We start from the raw sequence: 18,709 nt of genomic DNA, 5'->3' as shown, positions 1-18,709 counted from the left end.
GTCGCCGCCGGCGATCAAGGAAATACCCGCGCCGGGTTTTCGGCGCGGAGGGATCTCGAGAGTAACGAGTAGACGGGGTTTCCGATGGCAATGAATGAAAACAGCGCAGAACTGGCCTTCAAGCCGGCGCAGAAGTCTAGGGCGAAGAGCGTCGCCCTCAACCCGCTTCACGAGGCGGCCATGCGGCTTGCCGGTCTCGGCTTGAACCGTTCCAAGGAAAAGACCCGCGATCTGGTCGCCATGCTGCTCAGCCACGGTGCCCGCGCCTGGCGGCATTCCCAGCCGGAGGCCAATGTCCACCTGCATATCGGCATTCGCGCCGGCCGTGCGCCAGTCCGTATCAGGCTTCGCTGATCGAAAGATCAGCCGCTACAGAAGTCCGAGTTCGGCGAGTTCCCGCCGCAGATCTTCCGGAAGCGCCGCCACGTCCTCGCCCAGTTTGCCGAGGTCGCGCGGCGCTTCTTCGCTTTTCAGATACCGCCATCCCTGGAAAGGCCGTTTCGGCTGCGGCGCGGTCTCGATGACCTCGGGCCCGAGCACCAGCTGGCAGCGCTGGATTCCGTCGCCGCCGGTAACCGCGCGGATGTCGAGCAGTTTCTGCCGCGCCATCACCTGCCCCTTGATCACCCAGTAGAGCGATCCGTCGTCAAGCAGTTCCTCCATGCGCTTCGGCGCCATGCGGGTCGTATGGATGCTGTGCGGCTCGAGGCCGGCAGTCATCGCATTGAGCGACCGCTCGGCGACCCAGTCCTGGAGATCCTGGATCGAATCGGCGCCGACGCAGAGTTTGATGAGATGTAGAGCCATGGTTTGGTTGAAGACCCATCCGCACGTGAGGTCAAGCGTTTGCTCGGTTCACTCCACAGCGCGGACGGTTCAGCACTCGACGACGTTGACCGCAAGGCCGCCTGTGGACGTCTCCTTGTATTTCTCGCTCATGTCGTTGCCGGTCTGGCGCATCGTCTCGATACAAGCGTCAAGCGGCACGAAATGCGTCCCGTCGCCCTTGATGGCGAGCGAGGCGGCCGTGACCGCCTTGACGGCCCCGAGCGCATTGCGCTCGATGCAGGGCACCTGCACGAGACCGGCGATCGGATCGCAGGTCATGCCAAGATGGTGTTCAAGCGCGATCTCGGCGGCGTTCTCGATCTGCTCCGGCGAGCCGCCCATGACGGCTGCAAGCCCTGCCGCGGCCATGGCGGCGGCCGAGCCCACTTCGCCCTGACAGCCGACTTCGGCGCCCGAGATCGAGGCATTGTGCTTGATGATGCCGCCGATTGCGGCCGCCGTCAGCAGGAAGTTGTGAACGTCGGCCTGGGTCGCGTCGTCATGGAAATGCAGGTAATAGCGTACCGTCGCCGGGATGACGCCCGCCGCGCCGTTGGTCGGTGCCGTGACCACCCGCCCGCCGCCGGCATTCTCCTCGTTGACGGCCATCGCATAGACGCTCAGCCAGTCGTTGGCGAGCAACGGGTTCAGCCGGTTGCTGCGCCATTCCTCATTCAGCTTGTCGTGGATCACCTTCGCCCGACGCTTCACCTTCAGCCCGCCGGGCATGATCCCGTCGACCTTGAGGCCGCGGTCGATACAGCTCGACATCGCCTCCCAGATGCGGTCGAGGCCGGCATCGAGTTCGGCGGAGTTCATTCTGGTTTCTTCGTTGGCGCGCTTCATCTGGGCGATCGTCAGCCCCGAACCGCGCGCCATGTCGAGCATCTGCCTGGCGGAGGCGAAAGGATAGGGAATGCGCGCATCGCCTGCCGATTTCTTAGGCGTACGCATGGCCTCCAGCTCGGTGTCCGTCACCACGAAACCGCCGCCGATCGAATAGTAGATACGTTTCAGCAGAAGCCGGCCGTCGCGGTCAAAGGCGGAAAAACTCATGCCGTTGGCATGGCCCGGCAAGGGCTGCTTCTTGTCGAAGATCAGGTCGGCCTTCGGCTGGAATTCGTAAGCCGGATGGCCGGGCGGCATGACGCGGCCGCTGCGCTCCACTTCGCCGATGATCTCGTCCATCCTGTCCGGATCGACGGCGTGCGGCTCCTCGCCGACCAGACCCAGTATCACCGCCCTGCCCGTCCCGTGACCGATCCCGGTGAACGCCAGAGACCCGTGCAGGCTTACCTTCAGCGCCGCGACATGTGCCCCGGTTGGCCGCGGCCAGTCGTTGGACAGGATAAGCTCCAGGAATCGGTTGGCGGCGGACATCGGTCCCATCGTATGGGAGCTCGATGGGCCGATGCCAATCTTGAAAACGTCGAAAACGGACAGGAACATGAGAATCCGTGCGGTGATACGAGGATGGGCAAGCTTATGTCAGCCAAACCTATGTCAGAGTGCCGCCATGCCTTGGCGATTGCCCGACATCCGGTGAGCCGGCCGCGACATGGTCTTAAAATAGAAACGGCGCGGTACGAATACCACGCCGAGAACCGAAATTCCGGAATTTCACTGAGACGGTCAGATAGCGCCGAAAAGATATGCGAGGGCCAAGGCACCTGCAAATCCTACCAGCGCCTTGAAGGTCACGCCCCAGCAGGACTTCTGAACGGTATCTTCCATGTCGTCTCCAGGTTCTTGCCGCATTGATAAACGTCCACTTCGGGTCGTCATGGCTAATGGTCTATTAAAATCCCGCCGCCAGCGCAATCCAAAAATGGCGGAAACATGGCGGAACTCCAGGCTGGTCATGTTCGCAACGCCTGCCCGCCCCAAATAGTTCCCTTGCCGATGCAGGAGGCTTGCCGCCGAAACCGAAACAAAGCATGACGGGACGGATCAAGTCCGATTCCGACGGTGAGGCCTATGACGAACGCTGATTATGTTGCGCTTGCCCTCTTTGCCGTGCTTTGGGCCCTTTATTCCTGGATAACCGCCGGCGCCGGCTCGCGGCTGTTTCCGCGCGCCAGCCTCAACCGGGCGATGGCCGAACGGCGGAAGGACTGGATCTACAACTCGCTCCGACGCGACCTGAAGATGATCGACACTCAGATCTTGGCGGGTCTGCAGAACGGCACCGCCTTCTTCGCCTCGACGTCTATCTTTGCGATCGGCGGCTGTTTCGCGTTGCTGGGCGCCACCGAACAGGTGGAAGCGGTCTTCCGCGACCTGCCCTTCGTCGCTTACGGCGGCCGCACCGCCTTTGAACTCAAGGTGGCCGGCCTCACCTTCCTGTTCGGCTATTCCTTCTTCAAATTCGGCTGGTCCTACCGGCTGTTCAACTACTGCACCATTCTCTTCGGCGCCCTGCCGATGCTGCACGATACCCATGCCGACCGGGCGGCGGCCGAGCGGGCGGCCGATCAGGTGGTGCGGATGAACACGATCGCGGCCGGCCACTTCAATTCCGGCCTGCGCGCGCTGTTTTTGTCGATCGGCTATCTCGGTTGGTTCATCGGGCCCTATATGTTCATCGCGATGACCGTCGTCGTGATTGTCGTGCTCACCCGCCGCCAGTATTTTTCCGAGGCCCGGCTGGCGATCATGGACCGTGGGACGCCCTGAGATCTGATCCGGAAAGACAAGCAGTGACCGTTGCCGAAACCGAAAATCCCGCCCTGCGCAGACCCCGCATCACGCTGATCGATACGCTGCGCGGCGTCGCCCTCATAGCCATGGCGACCTACCACTTCACCTGGGATCTCGAGTTTTTCGGCTATGTCGATCCCGGCACGGCGACTCAAGGGTTCTTCAAGGTCTATGCCCGCTCGATCGCCAGCTCGTTCCTGTTCCTGGCGGGCGTCAGCCTCGTCCTCGCACATTTCCCGAAGATCCGCTGGGAGCCCTTCTGGAAGCGTTTTGCGATGGTCGCAGGTGCCGCACTCGCGATCAGTATCGCGACGTTGGTCGCCTTTCCGAGCGAATGGATCTATTTCGGCATCCTGCACAATATCGCGCTGTCGAGCCTGATCGGTCTCGCCTTCCTGCGTCTGCCCCCGTTGCTGACGGGTGCCGTCGTCGTCCTCGTCGCGGCAGCTATGATCGTCGACTACAGTCTTTTCCCCGGCGCGTTTGACTGGGCTTTATTCAACGCCCGTTACCTGAGCTGGCTCGGTTTTGCGGAAATCCCGCCGCGTTCGAACGATTATGTGCCGCTGTTTCCCTGGATCGCGGCACTTCTGGCCGGGGTGGCGGTCGGGCGGCTGGCGCTATCGAAAAACTGGCTTCCGAAGCTCGCAGCGGTCCAGACGCGGCAGAACCTTCTCTCGAAGGCCGGTCGCCACAGCCTGATCGTCTATCTCGTCCACCAGCCGGTACTGATCGCGCTGGTCTATCTCTTCTCGCTGGTGCATCCGGCCCCGCCGCCCGATCCGCGGATCGGCTATGTCAGAAGCTGCGAGGCGGGCTGCACGGGCCAGGGCAACGACGCCGGCCTCTGCCAGAAGTTCTGCGGCTGCACGGCGGACAAGCTGATCGCGCAGTCTCTGATGACGCCGCTGCAGTCCGGCGCCATCGCCGCGCAGGACGAAAGGGTGCAATCGCTCGCCGAACAGTGCTCGATCGAGGCGCAATAGCGGTCGCTTTGAAGATCAGGTGCCGACGCCGATTTCGGCGAGCCGGGTCAGGCAGGCTTCCTCGACATTGTCGAGTTCGCTCAGCGTGTCGTCGATATCCTTGCGCTTCTGGCGCAGGTCGTTGCGCTTCTCGTCGAGGCGCGTCATCAAGAGCTTGAGCTGCCCCAGCTCTCCCGGCGGCTCCTTGTAAACCTGGATGATTTCGCGGATCTCGGCGATCGTGAAGCCGATCCGGCGGCCGCGCAGGATTTCCTGGATCAGCCGGCGATCCGTTGCGCGGAAAAGCCGCGTGCGACCCCGGCGTTCGGGGTGGATAAGACCCTCATCTTCGTAGAAGCGCAGCGTGCGGGTCGACACCCCGAATTCACGCGTCAGCTCCGTAATGCTATAATACTTGTTCACGATCATGTCCTGCTACTCGTCAGCCAAACTAATTGACTTTTACGTAACAGTCAATTTTTTGGGCTCAGGGGAGCATGAACCACCAGGTCGCGAGGCCGAGGAACGAGAAGAAGCCGGTCGTGTCGGTAATCGCGGTCACGAACACCGCCGACGATACCGCCGGGTCAGCCCCGGCCCGGTCGAGAAGCAGCGGGATCGTGATGCCGGCCATGGCCGCCGCAAACATGTTGATCAGCATGGCGGTGGCGATCAGCCCACCGATATGGGCGTCGTGGAACCACAGGCCGGCCACCATGCCGACGAGACAGCCGATCACCACGCCGTTGATCAGGCCGACGCCCGCCTCGCGTCGTGCGACGCGCCAGGCATTGTGGATGTCGAGATTGCGGGTCGCAAGCGCCCTCACCGTCACCGTCATCGTCTGCGAGCCGGCGTTGCCGCCCATGCCGGCAACGATCGGCATCAGGATTGCCAGCGCCACCACCTGCTCGATCGTCGCTTCGAACAGCGAGATCACGGACGCCGAAATGAAGGCGGTGAACAGATTGACCAGCAACCACGGCACCCGCGACCGCGAGGTTTCCCGGACCGAGTCGGACAGTTCTTCGTCGCCGACGCCGGAGAGGCGCATGATGTCCTCTTCCGCCTCCTCTTGGATGACGTCGACCACGTCGTCGATGGTGAGCACGCCGACGAGGCGGCCGTTGTCGTCGACGACGGCAGCCGAGAGCAGGTCGTATTGCTCGAAAAGCTGGGCTGCCTCTTCCTGGTCCATGTCGGCGGGGATCGGATAGTTCGTCTCCCGCATGATCGTCTCGATCTTCACCTGCCGCTTGGCGCGCAGGATGCGGTCGAGGTCGAGCACGCCGAGCAGCTTGAAGGTCGGGTCGATGACGAAGATCTGGGTAAAGCTCTCCGGCAGGTCCTCCTCGTCGCGCATGTAGTCGATCGTCTGGCCGACGGTCCAGAACGGCGGCACGGCGACGAATTCCGTCTGCATGCGGCGGCCGGCCGACTGTTCGGGATAATCGAGCGCGCGACGCAGCCGCACCCGCTCGGTGAACGGCAGCTGCGCCAGAATCTCTTCCCGGTCCTCGTGGTCGAGGTCTTCGAGAATGTAGACCGCATCGTCCGAATCGAGTTCGCCGATCGCCGCCGCGATCTGCGCGTTCGGCATCTGGTCGACGATCTCCATGCGGATATTCTCGTCGACCTCGGTGAGTGCAGTGAGGTCGAAATCGTCGCCGAGCAGTCGCACAAGCGCATGGCGCTGGTCTGGCAGGATCGCCTCGAGCAGATCGCCGAGTTCCGATTCGTGCAGCCGCGCCACATGGCTGCGCAGGAAAAGCGTGTCGCGGTCGGCGATTGCGGCGCCGACCATCGCAAGGAAGTCGGCGCGGATCGCGCCGTCCTCGGAATAGATGTCGTCCCCGGCATCGTCGGTTTTTGTGCGCAGGCGGTGGTCTTCGCCGATATCGCTCATCTGCCGCCCTCGCTGCTGGTCTTTGACAAAAGGAGAATGGCGGCAAAAAACATATTGTCAACAACTGGATAGCTACATCCGGCGCTATTGCTTATGCCACCGGTTTTCCTGCTAGAACAATTGCCGTTCCGGGTCCAGAGCGCATGACGAAACGATGCGGAAAAACCGGGAAGTCAGCCCGAAAGGCAGAAAGAGGAGTTCGAAAATGGCCATCCGAACCATCCTGAAATTTCCCGATCCGGGTCTCTCCAGGCCGTGCGAACCGGTCACCGTTTTTGATGCTGCCCTGACAGCGCTGGCCCATGACCTCCTCGATACGATGCGGGCGGCACCCGGCGTCGGCATCACCGCCGCGCATGTCGGCGTCTTCACGCGGCTCGTGGTGCTCGAACTGTCGAGGGAAAGCGGCCCGCGCTTCTACGCCAATCCGGAAATCCTGGTCTCCTCGGACGAGTTGATGCGTCATGCGGAAGGCAGCGTCTCCATGCCCGGCGCCAATGACGAGGTCGAGCGGCCGAAAAGGATCCGGTTCCGCTACCAGGACCTCGACGGTACCGTCCGTGAGGAAGACGCCGAAGGCTTCTATTCCATCTGCATGCAGCACGAGATCGACCAGCTCGACGGCATCTTCTGGCTGAAACGGCTGTCCCGCCTGAAGCGCGACCGGCTGCTGCGCAAATGGGACAAGGGAAAATGAAAACGCGGCCGAACCAAATTCGCGTTCGCCCGTTGTGAGGTCGCAAGTCCAGCGAGGATCTACGACCATGAATGCGACAGCAGACAAGACCGCAGCCGAGCTCGAGCGAAAAGTATCCGAGCGTCTGGCTGCACTGCCGGACGTCGATTCGTCGATGATCGAACCACATGCCGAGGGAACCAAGGTTGTCCTCGAGGGTTCTGTCGATACCGTGTTCTCCGCCCGCAAGGCGGTGTTGAGCGCGGAAACCGTGGATGGCGTACATGATGTCGAAAGCCACCTGACCCTGACGGGTCCAAGGAATGGCGCATCCACGAGCCACTGAGCCGAAATACCCGGCGCACCGGCCTTTCAGGAGGGGGTGCGCCGGGTCCCATGTGGGCATGATAGGAGACTGCGGTGCCGGGCAAGAAAAAAGCTGACGACATTTCCCGCGAGGAAGATTTCCGCGACTACGACGACCGCAATATCGACGAAGGCTGGCCCTACGACGATGCAGCTGGCGCTCGCCCCGTCGACAACGCCGCCTATGGCGATCCCAAAGCCAATTTCGACACCGACCGCAACCGAGGCTATCAGGTGGACAGTGTGGAGCGCGACGGCTCGGAAGAGCGCCTGGCAGACAGCATCCGCCCCGGCACCAAGGGGATCGAGGAGGCCGACGATCTCGAAGAGCGGATCACCGACGCGATCGAGGAGCTGGGCATGATCGACATGGCGTCGATCGACGTGCATGTCGAGGATGGCACCGTCACGCTCGAAGGAGCCGTCGACGATGCGGCGACCTCGCGCAAGATCGTCCGCAGGATACAGCGTGTCGCCGGTGTCCGCCAGCTGGTCAACAACCTTCGCCTCGAAGGCGTCGACAGCCACATTCCCGACGACGACTAATCGATTGTCAGGGAAATCTCCGGAGAACTTTTCAGCGTATTGCTGACGGTGCAGATTTCCTCGGCTATATGGGCGATCTGCTTCTTCTGCTCGTCGTCGAAATCCCCTTCAATACGGAAATCCACGATGAACCGGGTGATCCGGGACGGGCCTTCATGGGCCTTTTCGCCGGTCACATGCACCCTCACCTCGCTCAGCCTGTCGAGAATACCGAGCTTGCTTGCGGCGATTCGACCGCTAAGCACGAGGCAGGCGGCAAGCGATGAAAACATCAGGTCGAGCGGGTTGAACCCCGGCTCGGAAGCGCCCGTCACCACGTCCACCTGACCACCGGTCTCACTCGTCACCTGAGGGTGACCGAGCCGCCCGAGCACGGCGGTCGCTCCGATCGGCCGCGTCTTGATTTTCAGTCCGACCATGGGCCTATCCTTCCCTTGCACCTACGAGCTTGGAGCCAACCCATAGATAGACCAGGAATTTCATGATCGCATCCGCAATTCTAGCTCGATGTCTTGCCATCAGAGCGGCAGATAGACCCAATTTCCCGGATGCGCTTTCATCAGGACAACAAAAAACCCGCCGAAGCGGGTTTTTATTTTGGTGCGGTCGAGAAGACTCGAACTTCCACGTCTTGCGACACAGCGACCTCAACGCTGCGCGTCTACCAATTCCGCCACGACCGCATCGTGGTAGATGCCGACTTGCGCCGGCGGGGCTGCATGTAGCAAAAGCATTTGGGGTGCACAAGTGCGCCGTGACAGATTTTTGAAGGATAAAAATTCCAGGTGTGAATGCCTATATAAACGGGGCCGAAACCAGGCCCTTGCCGCACCCTTTTGTTTTTGCCAGAAGATTTTCCATGCTCACACGCACCGACCTCAATCTGTCCATGCTGCCGCAAACAGGCTCGCCGCCGGTGCGCTGGCGAATCTCCGACGGGCTTGTCCCCTACGAGGAGGCCGTGGCCGAGATGGAGCGCGAGGTGGCGGCGATCGCCGATGGCCATGCCGACGAGCTCGTCTGGCTGCTCGAACACCCGCCGCTCTATACCGCCGGCACCAGCGCCGACGCCGCCGATCTGATCGAACCGGACCGGTTTCCGGTGTTTTCCACAGGCCGCGGCGGCGAGTACACCTATCATGGTCCCGGCCAGCGCGTCGCTTACGTGATGCTCGATCTCAAGCGCCGTCGCCAGGACGTCCGCGCCTATGTTGCGGCGCTTGAGGAACTGATAATCCGCACCCTCGACATGATGAACGTGCGCGGCGAGCGGCGCGAGGACCGCGTCGGCGTCTGGGTGCGCCGGCCGGAAAAACCGCTTCTGCCGGACGGTTCGATGGCGGAGGACAAGATTGCCGCTCTCGGCATCCGGCTGCGCCGCTGGGTCAGCTTCCACGGCCTCTCCCTCAATGTCGAGCCGGACCTCTCGCATTTTACCGGCATCGTGCCCTGCGGCATCAGCGCTTACGGCGTGACGAGCCTCGTCGATCTCGGCCTTCCGGTGATGATGGCGGATGTGGATATGCGCCTGCGTGAAGCCTTCGAGGAAATCTTCGGCGCCACCGTTTCCGAAACCGCCGTCGCCTGATCCCGGCTTGAACATTGCCGCCCGCCGTGGTTGAAGAACCCGGTTCCTCGAAAGTGCCGGGCATGCCCTCTTCCACACCTGAAAATCCGCTGAAGGGCATGGCCATCATGGCCACCTGCATGGCCATCCTGCCGCTGATGGATGCCATCGCCAAATACATGGCGACCACCGAGGCGATGTCGCCCGCTCAGGTGACGTTCTACCGGTTCTTCTTTCAGCTGGTCTGCATCCTGCCGCTCGCCGTATTCACCGGGGCTGCCATCTTCCGGCCGAAACGCCCGTGGATGAACCTGCTGCGCGGCGTACTGCATGCGGCGGCCAGCCTGATGTTCTTCGCGGCGGTCAAATACATGCCGCTCGCTGACGTCTTCGCCATATATTTCGTCGAACCCTTCATGCTCACCATGATGTCGGCGATCTTCTTGCGGGAAAAGGTCGGCTGGCGGCGGTGGCTGGCGATCGTCGTCGGGTTCAGTGGCGCCATGATCGTCATCCAGCCGAGCTATGCGATCTTCGGCTGGACGGCGCTGTTGCCGGTCGCCTGCGCCTTCCTCTTCACGCTCTACCTCTTCCTCAACCGGGCGATCGGGGAAGCCGATTCGCCGCTCGTCATGCAGACCATGGCCGGCGTCGGAGGAACGCTGTTCATGGCCGCGGCCCTGGTCATCGGAGATAGCACAGGGGCTGCGGATTTTACTCCATCGCTTCCAGCCTCCTGGCTCGGTCTCATCCTCCTGATGCTGCTCGGCTCGATCTCGGGCTACATGCATCTGCTCGTGGTGCGCGCCTTCCGGCTGGCGCCGCTTTCGCTGCTTGCGCCCTTCCAGTATTTCGAGATCATCTCGGCCACCGTGCTCGGTTACGCCTTGTTCGGCGATTTCCCGACCGCCTCCAAATGGCTCGGCATCGCCGTCATCGTCGCCTCCGGCCTGTTCATCATCTGGCGGGAGCGTTCCAAATCGAAGCAGTTCGAAGCCGTTTGACGGCCCTGTTTGCCCCCGATTAACCGCGCTTGTTGGCCACCCCTCAACTTCTCTCAATTATCACCCACATTGGTTTCATGATGAAACGGAGAAATAAAGATGAGCGGGTTCCGCTTTTCTTTTCCGGCATGTGTCATCGCCGGGAAGGGTCGGATTGTGGCCGACGATATTCTGATGCTGCGCAAATACGCGTTCCCGGATGGCATATGCTCTTCCGAAGACGCGCTCGCCCTTTTTGCGCTGAATGATTCCTGTCCCGAACAGAGCCCCGAATGGTCGACCTATTTCGTCGAAAGCCTAGCGGCATATCTCGTGCGCGGCACGGAGCCGCTGGGACGCATCGACGACGCGAAAGCCGGCTGGCTGATGCGCACGATCGCCGACGACGGGGCCGTGCGTTCCGCCCTGGATCTCGAACTGCTGCTGCATGCGATGGAAGTGGCGTCCGAGGTGCCGGAGAGCCTCTCGGCCTTTGCGCTCGACCAGATCCGCCTGGCGCTCGAGCCCGGCGCGCGCGGCGCCTATCGTGCCATCCGCCCGGCCTCTGCCGGCATCACCGCCTTTGACCTCACCTATATCTGGCGGGTTCTGCGGGGAGCGACAGAACGTGGCCGGCTGATGCTGTCGCCGGTCGAAGCGCGGGTCCTGCGCGAGATCGACGAACTGGCCGATGCTAAGACCCATCATCCCGCCTGGCGGGAGATCATCGCGGCGGTGACGACATATGAAAGGCCGAAGGAAGTGCTGCGGTCAGGTCCCTGGCTGGTGACCGATGCCGGGCATCGCCTGACGCAAGAGGTGGCGGCCTGACGAACCGCCGGCCGCGCCGCGTTGCACGGCTGCTCGTTCGCATTTTATCGGTTGGCTAAACCGCCTGGAAAATCAATCGGCCTAATGGTGTCCTTGATGATCGGCCGATGGCGAGCCGACAGGCTTCCGAGGTCGATATGACGCCTACCGTTTCCGCCGTGCTGTTGCTGACGATCAATCTCGGTCTGTTGTGGCTGCTGATGGCTGCGCCCGTCGGCCGCCGCACGATCGCGCTGCGCCGGACACTCGAAATCGCTCCGGAGCGTCTGTGGCACGCCTTTCACCCCGGCGGCGAGGAAGCGGACTGGAACCCTTCGATCCTCTCCTCAGGGACGGAAAAGAACCAAGGCGGAATCGAGATCGCCTACAGCCATCCGGATCGCCACGGTGCGCCGATCCGGCGGGTCTTCAAGGTCGAGGAAACTGTCGATAGTGCCGAGTTCTGCTACGAGAGCCGTGCACGCGTCGTCGACGACACCGCGCTCGACATTTCCTTCTGGCGCAATTTCGAGGAATACCGTGCCGTGTCGCCTTCACCCGGCGGCTCCACGGTCACCCTCGCCCAGACCGACGACTATCGCGGCTTCGCCGTCTACCTGTTTCGCTATTTCATGATCCGCCGCGAGCTTTCGTCGCTGACAGCCTGGATGAAAAACGGCCGACCGAAAACAGGCGGCATGATCGAACATCCGGTCGTCCAGATCGTCCTGGCGCTCCTCTCGACGCTGCTGCTCTGGCCCTTTTTCGGGCTCACCGCGGCGGGCCTGACGATCTCCATAATCCTGACCCTGGTCATCGTGCTGCACGAACTGGGGCACATGGCGGCCTATCGCGCCTTCGGGCATGAACGGGTGAGGATGATCTTCGTGCCGTTTCTCGGAGGCATTGCCATCGGCGGACGGCCCTATAACAGCCGCTTCGAAGTCGCCACATGCGCGCTCATGGGCGCAGGCATGTCCGCCTTCCTTGTACCGGTGGTGATTTCCATCCACGACCTCTCAAACGCCCGCCTATTGTCCTCGTCCCTGCGTGAGCCGGCTCTGGTCTTCCTGCTGATATTAGGGGCCTTCAACCTCCTCAACCTTCTGCCGATGTCCCAGTTCGACGGCGGCCGGGTGCTGAGGCAGATCTTTCCGACCCGCAGCCTGCTCGTCGCCGGCAGTTTCGGGATCACGCTTCTGATGCTCTGGGTCGGTTACCGGATCGGCCTGTCATCGACCGCTCTGATCGCGGCACTTGCCGTCTTCACGCTGATGAGCCTGATGGGCATTTCGTCCGCCAAGCCGCGCGAAAGTCTCGACCCCATGCATTCGGGTGAGCGGCTGATGGCGGGGCTCGGCCTCTATGCGGCGGTCGCCATCCATTCGCACGGTATCGTCTACGCCTGCGACCGCCTTTTCGGTTGATCACCCACGTTCGATATCACCTGCAATCGAGGTCTCCGCCCATTGACATCAACCCGCCAAGCGGCTCAAAAGGTTACATGAAAAGCGAAAACCCCACATTGCCGTCCGGCTATTCCGCGGTCCCTCCGGGCAAGATTGCCACCGTCGTGACCTGCCTCGAAATGTTCGAGAAGCCGCGCAGGAAAACCGCGACGGCGCCGGACACGCTTACCCTGGAACGCTGGCAGTCTCCTGCTCCCGACGAATACCGCGCGCTGTTCCGCGCGGTCGGCGAGAACTGGATGTGGGTCTCGCGGCTGGTCATGAGCGACGACGAACTTGCCTCGGTCCTCGGCGATCCGCAGGTCGAGATTTACGTCCTTCTCGACGGCGGCCGCCGGATCGGCCTCCTGGAGCTCGATTTCCGGGAACAGGGCGAATGCGAGCTCGTCTATTTCGGCCTCGTTACCGGTGCGATCGGCAAGGGCGCCGGGCGTTTCATGATGAACTGGGCGATCGAGAGGGCCTGGGCGCATCCGATCCGCCGTTTCTGGGTGCATACCTGCCACTTCGACCACCCGGCCGCCATGCAGTTCTACCAGCGGTCGGGGTTCACACCCTACGCGTTGATGATCGAAGTGCTCGACGATCCGCGGCTGACCGGCCTGGCGCCGCGCACGACATCGCCGCACGTGCCCCTGATCAGTCCTTGATCCGCTCACCGAAATGCGACCGCGAACGGCTCGTTCCGGCTTGAGCCGGCCCCCTCGCCTGTGCCAAGGTCGCGCCGAATCTAAAAGCCTCAAGGGAGAACATCATGGATGTCCGCGCCGCCGTCGCCGTTCAGGCTGGCAAACCGCTCGAAGTCATGACCGTGCAGCTCGAGGGGCCCCGCGCCGGCGAAGTGCTGATCGAGGTGAAGGCGACCGGCATCTGCCATACGGATGATTTCACCCTGTCCGGCGCCGATCCGGAAGGCCTCTTTCCGGCGATCCTCGGCCACGAGGGTGCCGGCATCGTCGTCGACGTCGGGCCAGGCGTCACGTCGGTCAAGAAGGGCGATCACGTCATCCCGCTCTATACGCCGGAATGCCGCGAATGCCCGTCGTGCCTGTCGCGCAAGACCAATCTCTGCACCGCCATCCGCTCGACCCAGGGCCAGGGCCTGATGCCCGACGGCACATCGCGCTTCTCGATCGGCAAGGACAAGATCCATCACTATATGGGCTGCTCGACCTTTGCGAATTACACGGTCCTTCCGGAAATCGCGGTCGCCAAGATCAACCCGGACGCCCCCTTCGACAAGGTCTGCTATATCGGCTGCGGCGTGACGACGGGCATCGGCGCCGTCATCAACACAGCCAAGGTGGAGATCGGCGCCACCGCCATCGTCTTCGGGCTCGGCGGCATCGGTTTAAACGTCATCCAGGGCCTGCGCCTGGCTGGTGCGGACATGATCATCGGCGTTGACCTCAACAACGACAAGAAGGCCTGGGGCGAGCGCTTCGGCATGACCCATTTCGTCAATCCGAAGGAAGTCGACGGCGACATCGTCCCCTATCTCGTCAATCTGACGAAGCGCGGCGCCGACCAGATCGGCGGGGCCGACTATACGTTCGACTGCACCGGCAATACCAGGGTCATGCGCCAGGCGCTCGAAGCTTCGCATCGCGGCTGGGGCAAGTCGGTGGTAATCGGCGTTGCCGGCGCCGGTCAGGAAATTTCCACCCGTCCCTTCCAGCTCGTCACCGGCCGCACCTGGATGGGTACGGCCTTCGGCGGCGCCCGCGGCCGCACCGACGTGCCGAAGATCGTCGACTGGTACATGGAGGGCAAGATCGAGATCGACCCGATGATCACCCACACGATGCCGCTCGAAGACATCAACAAGGGTTTTGAGCTGATGCATGGCGGCGAATCGATTCGCAGCGTAGTGATTTACTGAGCGAAGTTCTGCGATGTTCCGGAACACGCTCCGATACTGCGAATAGAGCTAGGATTTAACTCCGTTTAATGTGAGGAACGCAGAAGATGTACAAATTTGAAATCTACCAGGACAAGGCTGGGGAATACCGTTTTCGCTTCAAGGCTTCGAACGGCCAGTCCATGTTCTCTTCCGAAGGTTATTCGGCCAAGGCTTCCGCCGTTTCGGCCATAGAATCGATCAAGAAAAACGTACCCGGCGCAGCAGTCGACGACCTGACCACTGCCGTCGCCTGAAGCATATCCTGCGCGTAGCCCGCTGGGGCGGGCTACGCTGCCTCCTATTGTGCGGGAGGTCGCCGGATTGGGCCTGAGTATCCATCCATGATCTATGTCGACGCCGATGCCTGTCCGGTCAAGCCGGAGGTCCTGAAAGTCGCTGAGCGCCACGGCATCGAAGTGACCTTCGTCGCCAATTCCGGCCTGCGCCCCACTCGTGATCCGATGGTCCACAACGTCATCGTTTCTGCCGGTTTCGATGCCGCCGACAACTGGATTGCCGAGCGCGCCGGACCCGCCGATATCGTCATTACAGCCGACGTACCGCTCGCGGTACGCTGTGTAACATCGGGCGCGCTGGTGACCGGTCCGACCGGCCGCGTCTTCGACGAGACCAATATCGGCATGGCGAGCGCCATGCGCGACCTTGGGGCGCATCTGCGCGAGACCGGCGAAAGCAAGGGCTATAACGCCGCCTTTTCCCCACGCGACCGTTCGAAATTCCTGGAAACGCTGGACAGGCTCTGCCGCCGGTCCAAATCGGCCACGTGAGCGATCGGAAAACCCGGATGCCGAGCCCCTGGCGCAGACTGACCTATCACCGGCACGGACCGTTCTTCGCCGGCACCATCGCCTCGCTGGTCTGTCTGCCGTTCCTGCTCTTCTACACGCCTGAACTCGCACCGGGCATCGCAGTCATCGTCTTCTTCCTGATCTATCTTGTCATGATGGCCTTTCGCATTCCAAAGCTCGACGGCGCCACCTTGAGAGACAAGGGGCAGAACGACGACGAACCGGCGCCCGTCATCCTCGCCGTGACCTTGCTCGCGGTCACCGCCGCCATTGTTTCGCTGTTCGAGGCCTTGAACCGCTCGCAGCCCGCGGGCGCTGCCTCCGTGTCGCTTGCCTTCGCATCCGTCGTGCTCGGCTGGCTGACGATCCACACGATGTTCGCCATGCACTATGCCCATCGCTTCTGGCGGCCGGAGGAACAGGCGGAGGAGAACGAAGCGAAGCGCGGCGGCCTCGATTTTCCCGAAACCGACGAGCCCGGCGCCTATGATTTCCTCTATTTCTCGTTCGTCATCGGCATGACCGCCCAGACTTCGGACGTCCAGATCACCACGACCGGCATGCGCCGCATCAACCTCCTGCATGCGGTCGTGTCCTTCTTTTTCAACACCGTCCTTGTCGCCGCGGCCGTCAACGCCGTCGTGTCGATGGGCAACTGATATTTTTAGAGGAGCACCGATGAAGGTCCTTTCCCAGAATACTGCCTTCGGCGGCATGCAGGGCGTGTTCATGCACGATTCCGAAGCCTGCAAATGCGAGATGACTTTCGCCGTCTTCGTGCCGCCCCAGGCGATCAAGGAGCCCTGCCCTGTTGTCTGGTATCTCTCAGGCCTCACCTGCACCCATGCCAACGTCATGGAAAAGGGCGAATACAGGCGGATGGCCGCGGAACTCGGCCTCATCATCATCTGCCCGGATACCAGCCCGCGCGGCAATGACGTACCGGACGAGCTCACCAACTGGCAGATGGGCAAGGGCGCCGGCTTCTATCTCGATGCGACGGAAAAGCCGTGGGCCGAAAACTATCAGATGTACACCTACATCACCGAGGAACTGCCGAACTTCGTCAGCCAGCATTTCCGCATGGACATGGGCCGCCAGGGGATTTTCGGCCATTCCATGGGCGGTCACGGTGCGATGACGATCGCGCTTCGGAACCCCGACCGCTTCAAGAGCTGCTCCGCCTTCGCGCCGATCGTCGAGCCCTCGACCGCCGACTGGTCGGCGCCGGCCTTCGAGAAATATCTGGGCGCGGATCGCTCGACCTGGCGGCAATACGATGCCTGCGCACTGGTCGAAGACGGCGCGCGCTTTCCGGAATTCCTGATCGACCAGGGCAAGGCCGACGGCTTTCTCGAAAACGGCCTGCGTCCCTGGCTGTTCGAGGAAGTGGCCAAGGGAACGGATATCGACGTGACGCTGCGGATGCACGAGCGCTACGACCACTCGTATTATTTCATCTCGACCTTCATGGACGACCATCTCCGCTGGCACGCGGAACGGCTTGTTGCACCCTGAAGAAAACTACTTATAGTTGATTTCCATCGGCTTGGATGTGGATGATGGCGATTTCGACACGACGTTTTTCGAGAGAACAGCAAGAGCGCTGGCGGGATTTTCTGGCTTGGACAAGCCATCACGCAGACTCTCGCTGGGTCTACCGAGGGATACCTGACAACACCTTCAAGCTCATTCCCAGCATTGGACGCAAGAAGGAATACAAGCTGACGACGAGCTTGTGCTCCTGGAAATTTTTAGGCGACGTGCCGCTGAATTTCTCGGCTATCAAACACTTTCAGACTGGGATCTGCTCGCGTTGGCGCAGCACCATGGCATGCCTACTCGTCTTTTGGATTGGACATCAAATCCTCTCGTCGCAGCATTCTTTGCCGTGAGCTCCTCACCCTCGGAAACAGATGCAAAGATTGTTGGCTATCGGGTTCGCTCCTCTGATATCATCGATGTGGCGACCAGTTTGCAGGATTTGGCGCATACCGGCTTTCTGATGCCTCGTTCGATTACGGTACGAATTGTCAGTCAAAGCGGTGTATTTAGCTGCCATCATCAGCCAGACGTCCCGTGGCAACCATCCGATGATACCTACCACACTTTCGATATCCCAAGGGAAATGCGCGAGTTATTTCAGCGCCGATTGTTCTATCTGGGTATTGACGGGCAGAGGATTATGGGTGGGCTTGACGGATTGTGTGCTAGATTGAAATGGCAATATGAAGCAGGAATAGGTCTAGGAGCAGTGAGATAATGGCAACGGCGGCGACCAGGGATGGCCACATTCTACGCCCTCTCACCAACAGCAGCCAGCGCGCAGCGGTCATCGATGCCGTAGGTGGATACGATATTTCTAGCGATCCAGCGTGGTCAGAACTCGATGTTTTGTCCACGCATACGCAGTTTGACAGCATCGAGGTCGTACCCGAAGGTATATTCGATGCAGGCAACGACAGATTCGAGGCAGTCGCTACAGTTTATGTCGTGTTAAACTACGGTAGCGGTGACGACGTGCTTCAGACGACTGAAACATTCCCCGCACATATATCCGGCCATTTCGAAGGATCCCGCGCATCGGTTGATAGCGCAGATGTCGATACATCCTCCTTTACTAACTAAGGAACTGGGCTGAGCCCTCACGGAAACAGGGCGGTCGCCATGGTTGGGCGGCGCTGGCCGTCGAGGCGGAATTCGCTGGAGATGCGGTCGGCGATCTTTTCGGCGAGGTCACGGTCAGCAGTGTCCCCGTCCAGCAGATAGATCGACGTCTTGAACGTCCCCCTGGCGATCGGTTCGCCGCTGTTGACCGAAATCGCCTGAACCGTCACCTTCGCCTCGTGCCGGCTGCCGATCAGCATGGGCATGTGCGACATCTCATCGATGCGTACCGAGATGATCGTCCGCGGCAGGGCGATCGACCTGACGGTTGCGCGGATCGCCTCGTCGACCAGCATGTCGGTGGCGATCACCAATCCCTTCGGTACATCCGGCCGCGCGGTCACGAAGGCGCCGCGCACGTCATAGAGGAGTTTCTCCTGCACCGTGTTTGCCTGTTCCAGACGGAACGACATCAGCGGCAGGGCCGTCAAAGCAATGAGACAGAAACGTAAGAGACGACGAAACATGAAGGGACCCGCAAGACGGCACCTTCAGATGTTCCAACGAACACGGT

General features: G+C 61.4%; 25 protein-coding genes and 1 tRNA gene. 18 read left to right on the top strand and 8 right to left on the bottom strand.

From position 1 onward, the window contains the following. Window positions 1-84 precede the first annotated feature (84 nt). Entirely contained in the window at window positions 85-354 is a 270-nt protein-coding gene (locus ACSQ3G_RS09570) for a hypothetical protein (protein ID WP_436109856.1), read from the top strand. Window positions 355-369: 15 nt separating this feature from the next. On the opposite strand, the gene ACSQ3G_RS09565 is transcribed toward ACSQ3G_RS09570, so the two are convergent. The 3 genes from ACSQ3G_RS09565 to ACSQ3G_RS09555 form a co-directional block, all read right to left on the bottom strand. Further along, window positions 370-807: a DUF1489 family protein gene (locus tag ACSQ3G_RS09565; RefSeq protein WP_436109855.1), complete on the bottom strand. Its 438-nt coding sequence runs from the start codon at window positions 805-807 to the stop codon at window positions 370-372. Between the two features lie 69 nt (window positions 808-876). Continuing rightward, window positions 877-2,277, bottom strand: a complete 1,401-nt coding sequence (locus tag ACSQ3G_RS09560) for an L-serine ammonia-lyase (RefSeq protein WP_436109854.1) — start codon at window positions 2,275-2,277, stop codon at window positions 877-879. Between the two features lie 183 nt (window positions 2,278-2,460). Beyond that, window positions 2,461-2,691 carry a hypothetical protein gene (locus ACSQ3G_RS09555; protein ID WP_436111767.1) on the bottom strand — a complete coding sequence of 77 codons (231 nt, stop codon included), beginning with the start codon at window positions 2,689-2,691 and terminating at the stop codon, window positions 2,461-2,463. A 114-nt stretch (window positions 2,692-2,805) separates the two neighbouring features. Between ACSQ3G_RS09555 and ACSQ3G_RS09550 the strand changes: the two genes are divergently transcribed. Both ACSQ3G_RS09550 and ACSQ3G_RS09545 read left to right on the top strand, forming a co-directional pair. After that, entirely contained in the window at window positions 2,806-3,504 is a 699-nt protein-coding gene (locus tag ACSQ3G_RS09550) for a DUF599 domain-containing protein (RefSeq protein ID WP_105404875.1), read from the top strand. Window positions 3,505-3,527: 23 nt separating this feature from the next. After that, window positions 3,528-4,514, top strand: a complete 987-nt coding sequence (locus ACSQ3G_RS09545) for an acetyltransferase domain-containing protein (RefSeq protein ID WP_436109853.1) — start codon at window positions 3,528-3,530, stop codon at window positions 4,512-4,514. 15 nt (window positions 4,515-4,529) lie between these two features. Here the strand turns inward: ACSQ3G_RS09545 and ACSQ3G_RS09540 are convergent, their stop codons facing one another. Together ACSQ3G_RS09540 and mgtE are read right to left on the bottom strand one after the other, a co-directional pair. Next, window positions 4,530-4,922: a MerR family transcriptional regulator gene (locus ACSQ3G_RS09540; RefSeq protein WP_037082306.1), complete on the bottom strand. Its 393-nt coding sequence runs from the start codon at window positions 4,920-4,922 to the stop codon at window positions 4,530-4,532. A gap of 58 nt (window positions 4,923-4,980) precedes the next feature. Then, entirely contained in the window at window positions 4,981-6,399 is a 1,419-nt protein-coding gene (gene mgtE / locus ACSQ3G_RS09535) for a magnesium transporter (RefSeq protein WP_436109852.1), read from the bottom strand. A gap of 205 nt (window positions 6,400-6,604) precedes the next feature. On the opposite strand from mgtE, the gene ACSQ3G_RS09530 reads away from it, so the two are divergent. From ACSQ3G_RS09530 to ACSQ3G_RS09520, 3 genes are all read left to right on the top strand, one after another. After that, a complete protein-coding gene (locus ACSQ3G_RS09530; protein WP_436109851.1) occupies window positions 6,605-7,096 on the top strand; it encodes a peptide deformylase in 492 nt (163 codons plus the stop codon). Window positions 7,097-7,163: 67 nt separating this feature from the next. Beyond that, entirely contained in the window at window positions 7,164-7,421 is a 258-nt protein-coding gene (locus tag ACSQ3G_RS09525) for a BON domain-containing protein (RefSeq protein ID WP_105424462.1), read from the top strand. 74 nt (window positions 7,422-7,495) lie between these two features. Continuing rightward, a complete protein-coding gene (locus tag ACSQ3G_RS09520) occupies window positions 7,496-7,987 on the top strand; it encodes a BON domain-containing protein (protein WP_105424463.1) in 492 nt (163 codons plus the stop codon). On the opposite strand, the gene ACSQ3G_RS09515 is transcribed toward ACSQ3G_RS09520, so the two are convergent. Together ACSQ3G_RS09515 and ACSQ3G_RS09510 are read right to left on the bottom strand one after the other, a co-directional pair. Further along, window positions 7,984-8,406, bottom strand: a complete 423-nt coding sequence (locus ACSQ3G_RS09515) for an OsmC family protein (protein WP_436109850.1) — start codon at window positions 8,404-8,406, stop codon at window positions 7,984-7,986. The genes ACSQ3G_RS09520 and ACSQ3G_RS09515 overlap by 4 nt on opposite strands. Window positions 8,407-8,585: 179 nt before the next feature. Further along, window positions 8,586-8,670, bottom strand: a tRNA-Leu gene (locus ACSQ3G_RS09510). Between the two features lie 176 nt (window positions 8,671-8,846). Between ACSQ3G_RS09510 and lipB the strand changes: the two genes are divergently transcribed. The 12 genes from lipB (at window position 8,847) to ACSQ3G_RS09450 (ending at window position 18,156) form a co-directional block, all read left to right on the top strand. After that, on the top strand, window positions 8,847-9,575 hold the full coding sequence (lipB, locus tag ACSQ3G_RS09505) for a lipoyl(octanoyl) transferase LipB (protein ID WP_436109849.1): 729 nt from the start codon (window positions 8,847-8,849) through the stop codon (window positions 9,573-9,575). A gap of 62 nt (window positions 9,576-9,637) precedes the next feature. Further along, complete coding sequence (locus ACSQ3G_RS09500) at window positions 9,638-10,558, top strand: DMT family transporter (RefSeq protein ID WP_436109848.1); 921 nt, start codon at window positions 9,638-9,640, stop codon at window positions 10,556-10,558. 156 nt (window positions 10,559-10,714) lie between these two features. Then, window positions 10,715-11,368 carry a hypothetical protein gene (locus ACSQ3G_RS09495; protein ID WP_436109847.1) on the top strand — a complete coding sequence of 218 codons (654 nt, stop codon included), beginning with the start codon at window positions 10,715-10,717 and terminating at the stop codon, window positions 11,366-11,368. Window positions 11,369-11,505: 137 nt separating this feature from the next. Further along, window positions 11,506-12,774, top strand: a complete 1,269-nt coding sequence (locus ACSQ3G_RS09490; protein WP_436109846.1) for a zinc metalloprotease — start codon at window positions 11,506-11,508, stop codon at window positions 12,772-12,774. 77 nt (window positions 12,775-12,851) lie between these two features. Beyond that, window positions 12,852-13,466 carry a GNAT family N-acetyltransferase gene (locus tag ACSQ3G_RS09485; RefSeq protein ID WP_436109845.1) on the top strand — a complete coding sequence of 205 codons (615 nt, stop codon included), beginning with the start codon at window positions 12,852-12,854 and terminating at the stop codon, window positions 13,464-13,466. Window positions 13,467-13,570: 104 nt separating this feature from the next. After that, window positions 13,571-14,698 (top strand): S-(hydroxymethyl)glutathione dehydrogenase/class III alcohol dehydrogenase, encoded by a 1,128-nt coding sequence (locus ACSQ3G_RS09480; protein WP_046636211.1) that lies wholly within the window; start codon window positions 13,571-13,573, stop codon window positions 14,696-14,698. 86 nt (window positions 14,699-14,784) lie between these two features. Further along, on the top strand, window positions 14,785-14,973 hold the full coding sequence (locus ACSQ3G_RS09475; protein WP_436109844.1) for a YegP family protein: 189 nt from the start codon (window positions 14,785-14,787) through the stop codon (window positions 14,971-14,973). 87 nt (window positions 14,974-15,060) lie between these two features. Next, complete coding sequence (locus ACSQ3G_RS09470) at window positions 15,061-15,507, top strand: YaiI/YqxD family protein (RefSeq protein ID WP_436109843.1); 447 nt, start codon at window positions 15,061-15,063, stop codon at window positions 15,505-15,507. Window positions 15,508-15,524: 17 nt separating this feature from the next. After that, complete coding sequence (locus ACSQ3G_RS09465; RefSeq protein ID WP_436109842.1) at window positions 15,525-16,187, top strand: DUF1345 domain-containing protein; 663 nt, start codon at window positions 15,525-15,527, stop codon at window positions 16,185-16,187. A gap of 19 nt (window positions 16,188-16,206) precedes the next feature. After that, the gene (gene fghA / locus ACSQ3G_RS09460; RefSeq protein ID WP_436109841.1) at window positions 16,207-17,046 is read left to right on the top strand and encodes an S-formylglutathione hydrolase; all 840 of its coding nucleotides are present in this window, start codon (window positions 16,207-16,209) and stop codon (window positions 17,044-17,046) included. 220 nt (window positions 17,047-17,266) lie between these two features. Next, window positions 17,267-17,791 (top strand): FRG domain-containing protein, encoded by a 525-nt coding sequence (locus ACSQ3G_RS09455; RefSeq protein ID WP_436109840.1) that lies wholly within the window; start codon window positions 17,267-17,269, stop codon window positions 17,789-17,791. Beyond that, a complete protein-coding gene (locus ACSQ3G_RS09450) occupies window positions 17,791-18,156 on the top strand; it encodes a pPIWI-associating nuclease domain-containing protein (RefSeq protein WP_436109839.1) in 366 nt (121 codons plus the stop codon). The genes ACSQ3G_RS09455 and ACSQ3G_RS09450 overlap by 1 nt, the downstream gene beginning before the upstream one ends. A 17-nt stretch (window positions 18,157-18,173) precedes the next feature. Here the strand turns inward: ACSQ3G_RS09450 and ACSQ3G_RS09445 are convergent, their stop codons facing one another. Then, complete coding sequence (locus ACSQ3G_RS09445) at window positions 18,174-18,662, bottom strand: hypothetical protein (protein WP_436109838.1); 489 nt, start codon at window positions 18,660-18,662, stop codon at window positions 18,174-18,176. Between the last annotated feature and the right edge of the window lie 47 nt (window positions 18,663-18,709).

Origin of the sequence: Neorhizobium tomejilense, from assembly GCF_964254135.1 — a bacterium.
In the GTDB taxonomy this organism is placed as follows: domain Bacteria; phylum Pseudomonadota; class Alphaproteobacteria; order Rhizobiales; family Rhizobiaceae; genus Neorhizobium; species Neorhizobium tomejilense.
This window is presented reverse-complemented; position numbering and strand designations above follow the sequence as displayed.